This is a genomic window from Micromonospora sp. NPDC005087, from assembly GCF_042872965.1.
In the GTDB taxonomy this organism is placed as follows: Bacteria; Actinomycetota; Actinomycetes; order Mycobacteriales; family Micromonosporaceae; genus Micromonospora.
Window position 1 is genome coordinate 127,880 of record NZ_JBIALB010000007.1, and the last position, 14,773, is coordinate 142,652.

Annotated in this window: 13 protein-coding genes; 1 reads left to right on the top strand and 12 read right to left on the bottom strand. The window is 74.0% G+C overall.

Going from position 1 to position 14,773, the window contains the following annotated elements; all coding sequences use genetic code 11:
* Nucleotides 1-176: 176 nt before the first annotated feature.
* From ACFYPS_RS18345 to ACFYPS_RS18385, 9 genes are all read right to left on the bottom strand, one after another.
* Complete coding sequence (locus ACFYPS_RS18345; RefSeq protein ID WP_354964225.1) at nucleotides 177-998, bottom strand: shikimate dehydrogenase; 822 nt, start codon at nucleotides 996-998, stop codon at nucleotides 177-179.
* Nucleotides 998-2,191, bottom strand: coding sequence for an endolytic transglycosylase MltG (mltG, locus tag ACFYPS_RS18350; RefSeq protein ID WP_387325687.1), 1,194 nt, complete (start codon nucleotides 2,189-2,191; stop codon nucleotides 998-1,000). Before mltG ends, ACFYPS_RS18345 begins: the two co-directional genes overlap by 1 nt.
* On the bottom strand, nucleotides 2,191-2,649 hold the full coding sequence (gene ruvX / locus ACFYPS_RS18355; protein ID WP_354964223.1) for a Holliday junction resolvase RuvX: 459 nt from the start codon (nucleotides 2,647-2,649) through the stop codon (nucleotides 2,191-2,193). The genes mltG and ruvX overlap by 1 nt, the downstream gene beginning before the upstream one ends.
* A 73-nt stretch (nucleotides 2,650-2,722) precedes the next feature.
* Nucleotides 2,723-5,401 carry an alanine--tRNA ligase gene (alaS, locus tag ACFYPS_RS18360; RefSeq protein ID WP_354964222.1) on the bottom strand — a complete coding sequence of 893 codons (2,679 nt, stop codon included), beginning with the start codon at nucleotides 5,399-5,401 and terminating at the stop codon, nucleotides 2,723-2,725.
* On the bottom strand, nucleotides 5,398-5,703 hold the full coding sequence (locus ACFYPS_RS18365) for a hypothetical protein (protein ID WP_354964221.1): 306 nt from the start codon (nucleotides 5,701-5,703) through the stop codon (nucleotides 5,398-5,400). Before ACFYPS_RS18365 ends, alaS begins: the two co-directional genes overlap by 4 nt.
* Nucleotides 5,704-5,732: 29 nt before the next feature.
* On the bottom strand, nucleotides 5,733-6,197 hold the full coding sequence (locus tag ACFYPS_RS18370; RefSeq protein WP_354964220.1) for a DUF948 domain-containing protein: 465 nt from the start codon (nucleotides 6,195-6,197) through the stop codon (nucleotides 5,733-5,735).
* A gap of 154 nt (nucleotides 6,198-6,351) precedes the next feature.
* A complete protein-coding gene (locus tag ACFYPS_RS18375) occupies nucleotides 6,352-7,026 on the bottom strand; it encodes a hypothetical protein (protein WP_387325896.1) in 675 nt (224 codons plus the stop codon).
* A 2,189-nt stretch (nucleotides 7,027-9,215) separates the two neighbouring features.
* Nucleotides 9,216-10,742 (bottom strand): replication-associated recombination protein A, encoded by a 1,527-nt coding sequence (locus ACFYPS_RS18380; RefSeq protein ID WP_387325692.1) that lies wholly within the window; start codon nucleotides 10,740-10,742, stop codon nucleotides 9,216-9,218.
* A 75-nt stretch (nucleotides 10,743-10,817) separates the two neighbouring features.
* Entirely contained in the window at nucleotides 10,818-11,030 is a 213-nt protein-coding gene (locus tag ACFYPS_RS18385) for a hypothetical protein (RefSeq protein ID WP_089016611.1), read from the bottom strand.
* Between the two features lie 139 nt (nucleotides 11,031-11,169).
* On the opposite strand from ACFYPS_RS18385, the gene ACFYPS_RS18390 reads away from it, so the two are divergent.
* Nucleotides 11,170-11,910, top strand: coding sequence for an N-acetyltransferase (locus ACFYPS_RS18390; RefSeq protein WP_354964218.1), 741 nt, complete (start codon nucleotides 11,170-11,172; stop codon nucleotides 11,908-11,910).
* A gap of 12 nt (nucleotides 11,911-11,922) precedes the next feature.
* Here ACFYPS_RS18390 and ACFYPS_RS18395 read toward each other — a convergent pair whose 3' ends face one another.
* The 3 genes from ACFYPS_RS18395 to ACFYPS_RS18405 all read right to left on the bottom strand — a co-directional run bounded on the left by ACFYPS_RS18395 (nucleotide 11,923) and on the right by ACFYPS_RS18405 (nucleotide 14,714).
* Nucleotides 11,923-13,221, bottom strand: coding sequence for an MFS transporter (locus ACFYPS_RS18395; RefSeq protein WP_354964217.1), 1,299 nt, complete (start codon nucleotides 13,219-13,221; stop codon nucleotides 11,923-11,925).
* Nucleotides 13,218-13,826, bottom strand: a complete 609-nt coding sequence (locus ACFYPS_RS18400; RefSeq protein ID WP_354964216.1) for a helix-turn-helix domain-containing protein — start codon at nucleotides 13,824-13,826, stop codon at nucleotides 13,218-13,220. Before ACFYPS_RS18400 ends, ACFYPS_RS18395 begins: the two co-directional genes overlap by 4 nt.
* 75 nt (nucleotides 13,827-13,901) lie before the next feature.
* Complete coding sequence (locus ACFYPS_RS18405) at nucleotides 13,902-14,714, bottom strand: sugar nucleotide-binding protein (RefSeq protein ID WP_354964215.1); 813 nt, start codon at nucleotides 14,712-14,714, stop codon at nucleotides 13,902-13,904.
* Between the last annotated feature and the right edge of the window lie 59 nt (nucleotides 14,715-14,773).

The window sequence follows — 14,773 nt, forward strand, 5'->3', positions numbered from 1 at the left end:
CCGGCAGCAGCGTATCGACCGGCGACACTCGTGGCGCGCAGGAAACCGAACCTACGACACGACTTAACCAAAGCATAAGAGAGGTCGCGTACAGGCAAGCAGGGCCGGCAAACGACCTGGCGGCGCGTCGGTTACGCCCACCTGGTCGGCGGACCCGGACGGCGGCGTCGCCCAACTCAGCGCCGGGCCGCGGCGAGCGCCGCACGCATCGCCTCGACCGGCGCGGGCACCCCGGTGAACTGCTCGAACTGGCCCACCGCCTGGGCGAGCAGCAGGTCGAGTCCGGACACCACCGGGCAGCCGGCGGCGAGCGCGGACGCGGCCAGCGGTGTCGGCCACGGATCGTAGAGCGCCTCGAAGAGCACGGTGGACGGTCGCCAGTGAACCGTCCCAGCAAGCGGGTCGGCAACCCCCTTCGGCACGGTCGAGACCACGACGTCGGCACCGGCCCGCGCGGCCGCGTGCTCCCAGGCCACTCCCGTCAGCTCCACCCCGACCGCCGCCGCCACCGGTCGCAGCTCGTCGACCGCCACCGCCCGCCGGGCCACCACGGTCGTGGAGGTCGCACCGAGTCGGGCGGCGGCGGCCAGGGCCGCGCGGGCGGTGCCGCCGGCGCCGAGCACGGTGACGCTGGCGCCGGGCGTCACCCCGGCCACGGTGAGCACCTGGACCATGCCCGCGACGTCGGTGTTGTCCGCGTACCAGGAGCCGTCGGGCCGGCGTACCAGCGTGTTGGCCGCGCCGACGGCGACCGCGACCGGCGACGCCTCCGCGGCCACCGCGAGCGCCGCCTCCTTGCCCGGCATGGTCACCGACAGCCCGGCCCACTCCGGACCGAGACCGGCGACGAGGTCCGACAGCTCCGCCGCCGCGCACTCGATCCGGGTGTACGACCACCCGACCAGCCCGGCCGCCGTGTAGCCAGCGGTGTGGATCACCGGGGAGAGGGAGTGCGCGATCGGCTTGCCCACCACCGCCGCCCGTCGTCGCAGCGTCATCAGATGATGCCGGCCTCCCGAGCCTTGGCCTTATTGCGCTCGTGCTGCTCGGACGTCTCGGCGAACTCGGAGTGGCCCTGCTTGTCGATCGCCACGAAGAAGACCCACTTGCCCGGTGGCGGATCCATCGCACCTGCCAAGGCTTCCTTGCCTGGGTTGTTGATCGGGGTGGGGATCAGGCCCCGCAGCTTGCGGTTGTAGGGGTTCTTCGGGTCGGTCAGCTCGGCTTCCGTCATGTCCGCGGACCTCTTGGTCGGTTTGCCGATCGACTCCAGGTAGTAGTTGACCGTGACGTCCATCTCCAGGCAGTTGCAGGGGAACTCCCCGTACACCCGGTTGTAGGCCACCCGGGCGACCTTGCCCAGGTCGTCTTTGTTGCCCGCCTCGGCCTGGGCCAGCGAGGACACGATCAACGCCTCGTACGGGCTGACCTTGCGTTCCTTCTGCACCCGATCGGCGAACTTCATCTCGCCGGTCACCGACAGGAAGTTGTCCACCATGAGCTTGAGGATGCTCTCCGCGGTGGCCTTGGGCGGGATCTCGTACGTGTCCGGGTAGAGGAAGCCCTCGACGGACTTGACGACCTTCTTGCCGTCGTCGCGCTTGAACCACCATTCCGGGACGCCGAGCCCCTCCGGGTCCTTCGCGGCGGCCTGGAAGTCCTTGACCGGGATCTTGGTCTTCTCGGAGAGCAGCTTGTAGATGTTCAAGCTGGTGCGGCCCTCGGGGATGGTCAGGCCGTTGACGATCTTGTTCTTCAGGTCGAGCATCGCGGTGACGGCGCTCGCGCCGCTCATCTGCTTGCGCAGCTTGTACGTGCCCGGCTGGATGTTCTTGCTGCGCGAGTTCGCCTCGGCGGCCTCGACGAACGCCTTCTGGCTCTTCACCACGTCGGCGGCGACCAGCGCGTCGGCCATGTCGGCGAGCAGTGCGCCCTGCTTGATCTCGACGGTGACCTCACCGGCGCCGGCGCCGTCGTAGTCCGGGGTGACGAAGTAGTTCTGGATCCGGTCGAAGCCGTAGAAGGCTCCGCCGCCGATGCCGCCCAGCAGGAACAGGGCCAGCAGCAGGGCCAGGAATGTCTTGCCCCGACCCCCGGACCCGCCCTTGCGCTTGCGGACGAAGCCGTGCCGGTGCCGACCCTTCTGCCCCCGCTCCGGCTCGTCGAACCCAAGATCCAGATCGTCGATCATTACGTCCGCCTCCGCTGCGCGTCCAGCCAGCTCTGCAGAATCTCCACTGCGGCCGCCTGATCGACAACCGCACGTTGACGCTTGCCCCGAACGCCACGCTCGGCAAGCCTACGAGAAGCGACCACGGTCGACATCCTCTCGTCAGTGAGCGTTACCGGGACGGGCGCTATCACATCGACCAGTCGGTCAGCGTACGCCTTCACGTGGACAGCGGCCGGGCCGTGCTTCCCGGCGAGATTGACCGGAAGGCCGACGACAACCTGGACGGCCTCGTGCTCGGCCACCAGCGCCGCCAGCTCGGCGAGGTCGCTCGGCACCGCGTCCGGCGCCGCGGTCAGGTCGCGGGCCAGGGTGACCAGCGGTACCGCCAGCACGCCGTCCGGGTCCGAGCGGGACACCCCCACCCGGACCTGACCGACATCCACCCCGATCCGCACCCCACGCGTCAGCTCAGTCACCGACCGTCACCCCTGGGCCCGAACGAACCAGGGCGGACCGATCGGCCCGCCCTGGTCGAACAATGGTCGTCCATCACGCCTCGGTGACCGCCTTCTCGACGGTGAGCAACAGGTTCGGCGCCTCGGCCGCCGGCAGGCCGCCGCCCTGGGCCAGATCGGGGCTGCCCCCGCCGCGCCCGGAGAACGCCGCCTTCACCAGATCCGAGGCGGCCAGGCCCCGACTGCGAGCGGCCTGGTTGACCGCCACCACCAGGGACGCCTTGCCGTTCGCGCGAGCCGCCACCGCGACCACCGCCGGCCGCGACGGGTCGATCTTGCCGCGGATCTCCTGGGCCAGCGTCCGCACATCGTTGCCGGCCGCGCCCTCCGGCGCCTCGGTGCCCACGTACGCCACCCCGCGCACGTCCCTGGCCTGCGCGGCGAGCGCCGCCGCCCCGCCCAGCACCAGCTGGGCGCGCAGCTTCTCCAGCTCCTTCTCCGCGTCCCGGAGCTGGGTGACGGTCTGCTCCACCCGGTCGGCGACCTGGTCGTTCGGCACCCGGTACAGCTCGGCCAGGCGGGAGACCAGCAGATGCTCGCGGGCCAGGAAGCCGAAGGCGTCCATGCCGACCAGCGCCTCGACCCGACGGACGCCGGAGCCGATCGACGACTCGGAGAGGATCTTCACCAGGCCGAGCTGCGCCGAGCGGGCCACGTGCGTGCCGCCACACAGCTCCCGGGCGTAGTCGCCCACCTCGACGACCCGCACCTCCTCGCCGTACTTCTCACCGAAGAGCGCCATCGCCCCGATCCGCCGCGCCTCGTCCAGCGACGTGATGAAGGCGTGCACCTCCAGGTCGGCCAGGAGCACCTCGTTGACCTGCTGCTCCACGTCGTGCAGCACGCTCGGCGACACACCGGTCGGGGTGTTGAAGTCGAACCGCAGGCGGCCCGGCGCGTTCAGCGAACCCGCCTGGGTAGCCGAGTCGCCGAGGAAGTTGCGCATGGTCTGGTGCACCAGGTGGGTCGCGGTGTGCGACCGGGAGATCGCCCGCCGCCGGGTGGCGTCGATCTCCGCGAAGCCGGTCTCGCCTGCACGCACCTCACCCCGGATCACCCGGGCCCGGTGCACGATCAGGCCGGGCACCGGCTGCTGCACGTCGAACACCTCGATCTGACCACCGCCCACGGTGATCATGCCCTGGTCGGGCTGCTGACCACCGCCCTCGGCGTAGAACGGGGTCGTGTCGAGCACCAGCTCGATGGTGTCGCCCTCGGTCGCCGCCTGGCGCGGGCCGTCCTCGCCGAGCAGCGCCCGCACCCGCGACTCGCGCGCCACCTCGCTGTACCCGGTGAACGTCACCGGGCCGTCCGCGTCGAGCACCGACCGGTACGCCGACACGTCGGTGTGCCCGGTCTTGCGGGCCTGCGCGTCCGCCTTCGCCCGGGTCCGCTGGTCGGCCATCAGCCGGCGGAAGCCCTCGCCGTCGACGCGAAGGCCCTGCTCCGCGGCGATCTCCAGGGTCAGGTCGATCGGGAAGCCGTACGTGTCGTGCAGCTGGAACGCCTTCGCCCCGGACAGCGCCGCGCCGCCCGCGGTGCGGGTCTCGGCGATCGCCGTGTCCAGGATCGTGGTGCCGGCGCGCAGCGTCGACAGGAAGGCTTCCTCCTCGGCGTACGCGTACTGTGAGATGCGGTCGAAGTCGGTCGCCAGCTCCGGGTACGACGGCGCCATGCAGTCCCGGGCCACCGGCAGCAGCTCAGGCAGCGCCCGCTCCTGCCAACCGAGCAACCGGATCGACCGGATCGCCCGGCGCACGATCCGACGCAGCACGTAACCGCGCCCCTCGTTGCTCGGGGTCACGCCGTCGCCGATCAACATCAGCGCGGTCCGCACGTGATCCGCGATCACCCGCAGCCGGACGTCGTCCGGGTGCGACTCGCTGGCCACGTGGCCGGAGTGCGCGCCGTAGCGCTTGCCGGTCAGCTCAGCCGCCCGGGCCAGGATCGGCCGGACCTCGTCGATCTCGTAGAGGTTGTCGACGCCCTGCAGGATCGAGGCCATCCGCTCCAGGCCCATGCCGGTGTCGATGTTCTTCGCCGGCAGGTCACCCAGGATCGGGTAGTCGTCCTTGGTGGTGCCCGGACCCCGCTCGAACTGCATGAAGACGAGGTTCCAGAACTCCATGTAGCGGTCCTCGTCGACCGCCGGGCCGCCCTCGCGGCCGTACTCCGGGCCCCGGTCGTAGAACAGCTCCGAGGACGGGCCGCACGGCCCGGGAATGCCCATCGACCAGAAGTTGTCCGCCTTGCCCCGGCGGACGATCCGCGCGGCCGGCACGCCGATCGAGCGCCAGATCTCGAACGCCTCGTCGTCGTCGAGATAGATGGACGGCCAGACCCGCTCCGGGTCGAGGCCGTACCCGCCCTGGTCCTGCGGCTTGGTGATCAGCTCCCAGGCGAGCGGGATCGCCCCCTCCTTGAAGTAGTCACCGAAGGAGAAGTTGCCGTTCATCTGGAAGAACGTGCCGTGACGGCTGGTCTTGCCGACCTCGTCGATGTCCGGGGTGCGGATGCACTTCTGCACGCTGACCGCCCGCTGGTACGGCGGGGTCTGCTGGCCCAGGAAATAGGGGACGAACTGCACCATACCGGCGTTGACGAACAGCAGGTTCGGATCGCTGATGGCGGGCAGCGGAGCGGACGGCACCACGGCGTGGCCGTTCGCCTCGAAGTGGGCGAGGTACCGCCGCTTGATCTCCGCCGTCTTCATCGCTGGTGTTCCTCCGGAAAGATTTCTCGATCACCGATCCGCGGGTCCTCCCGCAACTCGGCGAACTGGTCGTCGAACGCCTCACCCTGGGCGAACGCCTGGTGGATCTCCTGCTCGCGCTCGGCCATCCCAACCCGAACGTCCTCCACGAAGCTACGCAGCGATTCGACCAGCCCGCCAGCGGATTCCGACAACGTGCTGGCGATGCCGGCCGGGGTGTACGCCTGCGCGGTCCGGGTCGCCTTGCGGACCACCACCACGCCGACGGCCAGACCGATGCCGAGCCAGAACAACCGCCTCATGTCTCGCTACCTCCTGGTGGACCGGCCGGTCAGTGGTTGCCGCGCCGGGCGGCCCGCCGCTGCTGCTTGATGGTGTCGCGCACCTCGCGCTCGGTCTCGGCGTGCCGGCGGCTGGCGGCGGCACGGCGCACGCCGTAGCCGAACGCGGCCACCTTGACCAGCGGGTTCGCGGCCGCGGCGGAGACCACGGTGGCCAGGTTGGCGACGTTCGCGGTGACGTTCTGCGCGTGGCTGGTCATCGTGTCGACCTTCGCCAGCTGGAGGTTCACGCCGTCGAGCGAGGTCTGCACCTGCTCCAGGGCGGTGTTGACGTTCTTCACCGTGGTGTTCACGTCACCGAGCAGCGGCGCGGTCCGATCGTTGAGGTCGTTGATCATCCGGGTGGTGGCGTCCACCGTGTGCCGCAGCCGCAGGATGGGCAGCGTCAGGATGAGCACCAGCACCGCGAACGCGCACGCCGCGACCAGCGCCGCAACCTCACCAATGTCGCCCACGCCTGTCCTCCTCAAGCAGAGTTCCTCAGGACCCGACGCCCCCGGAACACACAACCGTGGTACCCGTATCGGGCCCGCCGAGCCGTCACCGGTCAGCGGCAGCGGGGCTCGGGCCCGCCAGCCCCAGACCCTACCGTCCGTGATGGAGACCCGCTCACGACGGTGAGGGCGTCAACTCACCCAGCGGGTCCGCGCTGACGGTCGGGAACGGATCCTCTCCGGTCAGTGACGGATCGGTGCTCGGCTGTGGCCTGGTCCGCTCGTCGTCGATCGCGTTGCGTACCTTCACCGACACCAACGAGCCGGCGCACTCCGCCGCAGCGGCCGACGGCTCGGGAGACGGCACGACCGCCGGTTTGTTGTCGACCGGCGGCGGCACGCAGGTCGGCTCGCGTACCCACAGGTCGAGGGTCAGCTCGTCACGACGCCAGCAGGTGTAGCTGCCCTTCGTCTCCGGCTCCGGGCAGCGGGCCACCTTCCACGGTTGCCAGCCGTCCTGGCGCAGCGCGCTCTCGTAGACCCGCGCCGTCTCCTCCGGCGACTTCTCCGAGGTGACGGTGCGCTCGCGCAGCCGGCAGTCGAGCAGGCACCAGCGGCTGCCACTGACGTCGTCGACCGTCTTCGCGGCGGCCCAGCCCGGCACGTTCAGCTGGTCCAGGTTGTCGAAGACCGGGTCACGGCTCAGCGTACGGATGCCGAAGAAGAGCGGCACCGCACCGAGCAGCACGATGCTGACCAGCGCCAGCACCGCCGCCCGCAGGCGGCGACGCTCGCGCGACTGCCGGCGCGCCTCGGACCGGCCACCCGGGGCAGCGTCGTCGTCGGACACGTCCCGGCCGGGCGCGCGCAGCGCGGGCCCGGCGGTCGGCTCGGGCGCCGGCCGGTCCACCGCGCCAGCCGGCGGGGGCACCACGGCGGCGGCCCGCGCCACGCCGACGGGCTCGCCCGCGCGGCCGGGTGGCGGCACCGGAGCGACGCCGGTCGGTTCGGGGCGGCCGGGCTCCCGGTGCGGCGGCAGCGCACGGCCGGCGGCGCGGTCCGCCGGCGCGGGCCGAACGGGCGCACCGGCGCGGGCCACCCCGGGTACAGCGGGACCGCTGCCGGGCTCGCCGCCCGCTCGCTCGTCGCCACCGGGCGGCTGTGCGGCGCCGGGCGGGCGGACAGCGGCACGGGCCGGGCCGTCCGGGCGGGCGGCGCCCCGGGCGGCAGGCTCGACGCCGGGGGCGGTCCGGGGCGGTCCGTCGGGGCCACGCCGGCCGGCGCCCGAGACCGGCGCGTCGCCGGGGGCGGGTCGGGCCCGGCCCGGCGGGGTGGAGCGGGCGGCGCCCCGGGGCGGTGCGCCGGGACCGGCTGGAGCGCCACCAGGTGCCGGCCGCCCGCCGCCGGCGGGACCGGCGTACGGGTCGTCGCCGCGGTTGCCCGCCGCGCCGGGTCGCCCCGGGCCGGCGGGCACGTCGTTGCCGGGCTCCGCCGACGGGCGGCGGCGTCGACCGTTGGGGTCCGGGGTGTTCGCCGGAGCGCCCCGACGGCCGGCGGGCCGCTCGCCAGCGGCCGGTGGATAGTTCGGGCTCCCGCTCGGCTGCTCACCGGTGGACTCGGGCGTGCCCGGCCGGGCGGCACGGCGACCGGTGGGGGCATTCGCGCCCGGGTCGGGCGGCGGACCGGCGGGCCGGCGGCCGGCGCGCGGCGCGACCGGGTCCGGCACGGCGAGCGGGCCGGGTGAACCGCCGGTGACATCCGGACCCGCGGGCGGCGCCGGACGGCGTTCCGCGGCGGGCGGGGTGCCGCCTCGCCGGTTGACCACCGGCAGGGCGGGGTCGGTGTGCGGCAGGCGGCCGGCCTGGCGCAGCCAGTCGGCTGGCCGCTCCGGGCGCTCCGCCCGGGGCTCGCCGCCGGCCGGCGCGCGTCGGCCCTGCTCGTCCGGGACGGCCCGGCGCCGCCCGGTGCCGCCCGGACCGACGGTGGGCGTGCCGCCGGTGTGACCGGTGGACGCGTCGGGCAGTGCCGGCGCGTTGCCCGATCGGGGCACCACCGGCGCGGCGGGCTCGGCGGCGCGACGGCGACCGCCGGCGGCCGGACGGGCGGGCGCCGCGGGCCCGCGGCCGGACGGCTCCGGTGCGCCTGGGTCGACCGGGCCGGGGCGACGCCGGGCGGTGCGCGGGTCACGGTCGACGGCGGGATCGGGTCGCAGGCCATCGGGGACCGGCGGCGTTGCGCCGGCCGGTGTGGCGCCGGGCCGGGCCGGGCCGGCCGCGGCGGCAGCCCGGGCCGGATCGGGCGCAGGGCCGGCCGCGCGCCGGCCGGCAGGGCCGCCGTCGGTGGGCAGCGGGCGGCCCGGTTCGGTCGGCTCCGGGGCCGGTCGGCGGCCCTGCGGCGCGGCGTCCGGGCGGCGCAGTGGCGGCATCGCGTCCGCCCGGCCGGCCGGCGCGGCGGCGGCCGGCCTACGGCCGGTCTGAGGAGCGCCTGAGGTCGGTGGGCCGGCGGGTGCGCCGGGCGGGACGGCCGCCGGACGGGGCCGGGTCGGGCCGGCCGGCGCGCCGGACGTCGGGCGGGTCCCGGGTGGGCCCGCCGGATCACCGCCGACCGGTCGGGCGACGGTGGGTGGAGCCGGCGGCGGCACGGCGCCACGGGGCCCGGTGCCGGGCACCGGCACCGCACCGCGGCGCGGCGGCTGACCGGGGACGGCGGCGCCGGCAGCGGGCCGGGGTCGGTCGGTGGCGGGCCGCTCGTCCGGCCGGCGGCCCGGCTGCGGCGGCGCCTCGCCCGGCCACGGTCCGTCCGGCGGCGGCACCGGCGCGCCCCCGCGCGGGCCGGTGGGCTCGGCCGGGGCACCGTCGGGGCCCAGCTCGCCGCGCTGCTGCTTGGCCGAGCGCAGGTCGTCGATCCAGCCGAACTCCTCACCGCGTACCGGTGCCTCCGGCTCGGCCTCGGCCCGGCCTCGACCCCAGCGGCGCCCCTTGGCGCGGGAATCGCGCCGCTCGTCCGGGCCCTCGTCCGGGCGGTCCGCACCACGCGACTTCACTGTTGACCCTCTCCTGCGGCGTTCATGCCGCTGTCCTGCATCGCGCCGGGACCAGGCGTGCCCGTCGCGGGACGACCGTTCTCGTCGGCAAGCGCCGGCGCGGTCTGCGCCGTTACGGACGATCCGACCGGCGGGGCCGCCGGAGCCGGCAGCCCGCGCACGATCCGGCGCAGCAACGGCAGCCGGGTGGCCACCGACCGCTCCGCCCCGTGTGGGCTGGGCCGGTAGTAGTCGGTGCCCACCAGGTCGTCCGGGACGTACTGCTGGGTGAGCACGCCGCGCTGGTCGTCGTGCGGGTAGCGGTAGCCGGTGCCGTGGCCCAGCCCCCGGGCGCCGGCGTAGTGCGCGTCGCGCAGCCCGCGCGGCACCGGCCCGCCCTTGCCGGCCCGGACGTCGGCGATGGCGGCGCCGATGGCGGTGGTCGCCGAGTTCGACTTGGGCGCGGTCGCCAGGTGGATCACCGCCTGGGCCAGGTTGAGCTGCGCTTCCGGCAGACCGACGTACTCGACGGCGTGCGCGGCGGCGGTGGCCACGCTCAACGCGGCCGGGTCGGCCATGCCCACGTCCTCGCTGGCGAAGATGACCAGCCGGCGGGCGATGAACCGGGCGTCCTCCCCGGCGACCAGCATCCGGGCCAGCCAGTGCACTGCGGCGTCCACGTCCGAACCGCGCATGCTCTTGATGAACGCGCTGACCACGTCGTAGTGGGCGTCGCCGTCGCGGTCGTAGCGCACCGCCGCCACGTCGACCGCCTGCTCGGCGGTGGCGAGGTCGATCCGTCCGGCGCCGAGCGCCGTGGCGGAGGCCGCCGCCGCCTCCAGCGCGGTCAGCGCCTTGCGGACGTCACCGGCGGCGAGCCGGACCAGGTGGTCCTCGGCCTCGGCGGCGAGGGTGAGCACGCCGCCCAGGCCGCGCTCGTCGGCGACGGCACGGCGGAGCAGCCCTCGCACGGCGTCGTCGTTCAGCGGTTGCAGAGTGAGCAGCACACACCGCGACAGCAGTGGGGAGATGACGGAGAAGTACGGGTTCTCGGTGGTCGCGGCCAGCAGCGTGACCGTACGGTCCTCGACGGCGGCGAGCAGGGAATCCTGCTGGGTCTTGCTGAACCGGTGCACCTCGTCGATGAAGAGCACGGTCTGCGGGCCGCCCGAGCGGCGCTGGCGGCGGGCCGTCTCGATCACCGCCCGGACGTCCTTGACCCCGGCGGAGAGCGCCGACATGGCGACGAACCGGCGGTCGGTGGCCGCGGCCACCAGGTGCGCGATGGTCGTCTTGCCGCTGCCCGGCGGTCCCCAGAGGATCACCGACATCGGGGCGCCGCCGGAGACCAACTGCCGCAGCGGCGCACCGGGGGCGAGCAGGTGGTCCTGCCCGACCAGCTCGTCGAGGTTCGCCGGGCGCATCCGGACGGGCAGGGGCGAATCGTCCGCTACCGGAGTGAAGCCGTCGACACCGGCGGGACCGGCGGGCGCGCTGCGCGGCCCGGCGGGTGCACCGAGGGAGAAGAGAGCGTCGGACTCCATCACGAAGACAGTACCGGGCCGGGCCCGCGACGCCGGAATCGCGCCGCGAGCCGGGCAACCCGTGATCGGTTCCGGTCAGCCACGACCAGGGCGCCGACCCCGGTACCAGCGGCCGCCGCCACCGCCGCGCGGGCCGCTGCCCACGCCACCCAGGTAGAGCGCGAGCAGGAACAGCCCGAGGAGCACGAGAGTGTTCCAGTTGAACAGGTCAGGCGCCCCGAAGTTCGTGTCGAGCAGGTCGATCAGCAGGGCGAAGCCAAAGACGATGGCCGCGAGAATGGCGAGCATGTCGGTCCTCCGGTGGGGGTTCCCAGTAGGTCGGCGCGTGATGTACCCAATCGGTCGACCCGTCAATCTCCACCGTGGATCCGGGCAGTCACCCCGACCCGGCGCGGTCCTCCGTTCCCCGGCTCCTAGGCTGGACGCCATGATCATCGACGACCAGGTGCTCCACGACCGGGCCGACGTCCTGGCCGCCGCCGGCCACCACCCGTTCGCCCGGCACGCGCTCTGGCGCGGCGCGCCGGCACGCGGCTACCGGCGCGACGGCGCGGTGCTCTGGTTGTTGCCGCCCGAGCGCGGTCCTGGCGCGGACGCGATCGGTCCCGCCGGACCGGTGCTCGACATGGTCGTCGCGCTGGTCGCCGACGGGGTGCTGCGGCCGGAGCATCGGATGCACCTGCCCCGGCTCGATCCCGACCTGGTGGCCGGCCGGCTGGCGGTGGCCGAGCACGTCGACTGGGACTTCCACTGGACCGTCGTGGCGCCGCCGACGCAGCCGGGTGAGCAACGGGTCGTCCGGCTCACCGAGGCCGACCATCCGGCGCTCGACGCGCTGATCGACGAGGCGTTCCCGAACACCACCTCCCGGCCGGGTGATCCACGGGTGGTCGACTGGTACGGCATCCGGGCCGGTGGTCGGCTCGTGGCGTGCGGCGCGGACCGCAGCCGGGGTGACATCGGTTTCCTGGCCGGCCTGACCGTGGCTCCCGACCAGCGGGGACGCGGGTGGGGCGCGGCGCTGACCGCCGCGATGACCCGCGCGCTACTGGCCCGCCACGACACCGTCGGGCTCGGCGTCTACCCCGACAACGTCGGGGCGGTACGCCTCTACCGGCGGCTCGGCTTCACCAACACCCACCACCTCACCTCGATCCGCCTTGCCTGAGCGCGCCCCTGCCTAACGGCTGGCGTGCTGCTCGGCGGGTACGGGAGCCAGGGGCGGGTCGGTCGGGTCCGCGGCGATCCGGCGGCCTGCCCGCCAGGCGGGCAGGTAGAGCGGTGCGGCGACGGCCAGCACCACCGCGCCGACCACCATGGCGGTGCCCACACTGGTCGCGGCGGCGAGCGCCGTCAGCACCACCCCGCCGAGCGCGCCGGCCGGCTGCGCCATCATCGAGTTCAGCGAGAGCACGCTGGTCCGGTACGGGCCGTCGACCTGCCGGTGCAGCAGTCCGCTGTGCAGCGGGTTCGACGCGCCGTGCACGGTGTAGCAGGCCAGGTAGGCCAGGAGCACCCCGATGGGTCCGGCGAACAGGCCCATCCCGACCACCGTGATGCCCTGAAGGATGCGCAGCAGGGCCGCGCCCGGCGCGGCGCCGAGCCAGCGCAGCAGCAGCGGTGTCAGCGCCGCGCCGGCCGCCGAGGCGAGCCAGGCGGCCGAGTTGGCCGGCCCGAGCAGCGCGGCGGCACGTTCGGGATCGCCGACCACCTCGGCGAGCCGGACCGGGAGCAGCGACTCGAAGGTGACCATGCCGAAGCCCCAGAACAGCTCCACCGCGACCAGGGCCAGCAGCACCCGGGACCGGCGCAGCAGCCCGACCGCCTCGCCGATCATCCGGGGCGCCTGGACGACCGAGGCCCGCAGTGCCGCCGCTCCGGTGGCCGGGCGCTGCTCCACCAGCAGGACGAGCAGGGCGACAAGCGCCGCCGCCTGGGCGAGGATGGCGACCAGCACGGGCAGCGTGAGCGCGCTGACCGGCCCGATCGGGCCGAGTGCGACCAGGCCGCCGCTGAGCAGCGCGCCGGCGCCGATGGACAGCCCGGCGACGGTGCCGGCGTGGCCGAGCCCGCGCTCGTACTCCGCCTCGGGGTCGGCGGCCACGGTGGCGTCGACGTACCAGGACTCCAACGGGCCGCTGTCCAGCGCCCGGTAGATCCCCTGCAACGCCCAGACCGCGAAGAACAGCACGAACGAGTTCGCCACCGCGAACAGGGACAGCGAGACGAGGTTGAGCGCTCCGGCGGCGAGCAGCACCGGTCGGCGGCCGAGGGCGTCGGCGAGCCCGCCGGTGGGCAGTTCCAGCGCCAGCACCAGCAGCCCCTGCGCGGTGCCGACCAGGCCGATCTGTGGCAGCGACAGGCCGCGCTCCTGCATCAGCAGGATCATCACCGGGATCATCAGACCGGTGGGCAGCCAGCGCAGGCCGTAGAGCGTGAGGTAGCGACGCCGGACCTGGCGTACGGTCAGCGCGCTCACCGGAGGCCCTCGCGCAACGGGTAGGCGGCCAGGAAGACCTGCACCGGGCGGGCCTGCGGGTCGGCGGTGTCGACGGAGTCGGCCTCGCGGTGATACCGCTCCAGCACCTGCCACACCTCCGCCTGGAGTTCCTTCAGCCGGTCCGGCGGGATGGTCATGAAGATGTCGCCCATGCCGATGGCGTCCCGCCAGGCGACGGACCACTCGTGCTGGGTGGTGAACCAGCGTTCGGCGGTCTCGGCGAGGAGGCGTACCTGGTCGCCCTGGATCCACTCGATCGCGGCCCGGGCGTCGGGGTCGTCGTCGAAGTCGGTCGGCTCCCAGTTCGTGACGTCGTGCGCCGCCTGCCACCAGCGCTGCCGTCCGCTGCCCCGGTCGGGATCCTCGGTGACCAGACCGACCTCGGCGAGCTGGCGCAGGTGGTAGCTGGTCGCGCCGGTGTTGGTGCCGAGCAGTTCCGCCAGGGTGGTGGCGGTGGCGGGCCCGTTCACCCGCAGGGCCCCGAGGAGCCGCATCCGCAGCGGGTGCGCCAGCACCCGGACCTGCCGTTTGTCGATCCGCACCTCGCGCGGCGCCGGCCGGGGCGCCTCTTCGTCATCCGCCATGACTGCACACTATCTCTGCACACTTCCTATGCACAAGAGTTGTGCATAGGAAGTGTGCATTCGTGGGGCGGCGGCTCAGCGGGCCAGGAACTCGCGCACCCCGCGCAGCCGGGTACGCAGCAGACCGGCGGCACGGGCGCAGTCCAGGCGGACGTCGCCGGGCCCGGCCAACCCTGCGGCGGCGCTGGTGGTGGTCTTCAGCCCGGCCGAATCGAGATCGAACCGCTCGGCGACCAGCAGACCCAGCTCGGCACGGCTGACCGCGTCCGCGCCGGCCACGTTCAGCGGCCCGGCGTACGTGCCGTCGACCAGCTCCAGCACGGCGTCGGCCAGGTCGGTGACGTCGACCGGGCAGCGGATCATGTCGGTGAACAGGGTGACCCGCCCGGCGAGCGCCTCCCGGCAGAGCTCGATCTGCTTGCTGCCCTCCCCCAGGATCAGCGAGGTACGCACCAGCGCCGCACCGGGATCGACCGCCCGCACGGCGGTCTCGGCCGCCGCCTTCGCTGCCCCGTACGCGTTCACCGGGCTCGGCGGCTCGTCGTCGCCGTACGGCTCGGCCCGGCCGCCGTGCAACGCGTCGCTGGACATGTGGACCAGCCGGGCGCCCACCTCCGCCGCGGCGACCGCCACGTGCGCAGCCCCGTCGGCGGTGACCGTCCAGTCGTCGTACCGGTAGGGGGTGGAGACCACCGCGTCCGGGCGCACCTCGGCCACCAGCGCGCGCACGGCGGCCCGGTCGGTCACATCCAGCCGGCGCACCGCGACACCCGGCGTGGTGATGTCGCCGGAGTGGCACGTGCCCACCACCGACCATCCAGCGCCCGAAGCCCGCCGGCACACCTCCCCGCCCAGAAACCCACTGGCCCCCACCACGAGCACCCGCATGCCACCACTCCCCCGTCGACGATCAAGAGGTTTGCGTCATCCCGACCGAGCGATGATGA

Bases quoted from the DNA above. Each gene is read 5' to 3' on its own strand.
- ACFYPS_RS18400 (WP_354964216.1), bottom strand. From the start codon at position 13,826: ATGGCGGATGACGAAGAGGCGCCCCGGCCGGCGCCGCGCGAGGTGCGG.
- ACFYPS_RS18380 (WP_387325692.1), bottom strand. From the start codon at position 10,742: ATGGAGTCCGACGCTCTCTTCTCCCTCGGTGCACCCGCCGGGCCGCGC.
- alaS (WP_354964222.1), bottom strand. From the start codon at position 5,401: ATGAAGACGGCGGAGATCAAGCGGCGGTACCTCGCCCACTTCGAGGCG.
- ACFYPS_RS18345 (WP_354964225.1), bottom strand. From the start codon at position 998: ATGACGCTGCGACGACGGGCGGCGGTGGTGGGCAAGCCGATCGCGCAC.
- ACFYPS_RS18405 (WP_354964215.1), bottom strand. From the start codon at position 14,714: ATGCGGGTGCTCGTGGTGGGGGCCAGTGGGTTTCTGGGCGGGGAGGTG.
- mltG (WP_387325687.1), bottom strand. From the start codon at position 2,191: ATGATCGACGATCTGGATCTTGGGTTCGACGAGCCGGAGCGGGGGCAG.
- ACFYPS_RS18385 (WP_089016611.1), bottom strand. From the start codon at position 11,030: ATGCTCGCCATTCTCGCGGCCATCGTCTTTGGCTTCGCCCTGCTGATC.
- ACFYPS_RS18390 (WP_354964218.1), top strand. From the start codon at position 11,170: ATGATCATCGACGACCAGGTGCTCCACGACCGGGCCGACGTCCTGGCC.
- ACFYPS_RS18365 (WP_354964221.1), bottom strand. From the start codon at position 5,703: ATGAGGCGGTTGTTCTGGCTCGGCATCGGTCTGGCCGTCGGCGTGGTG.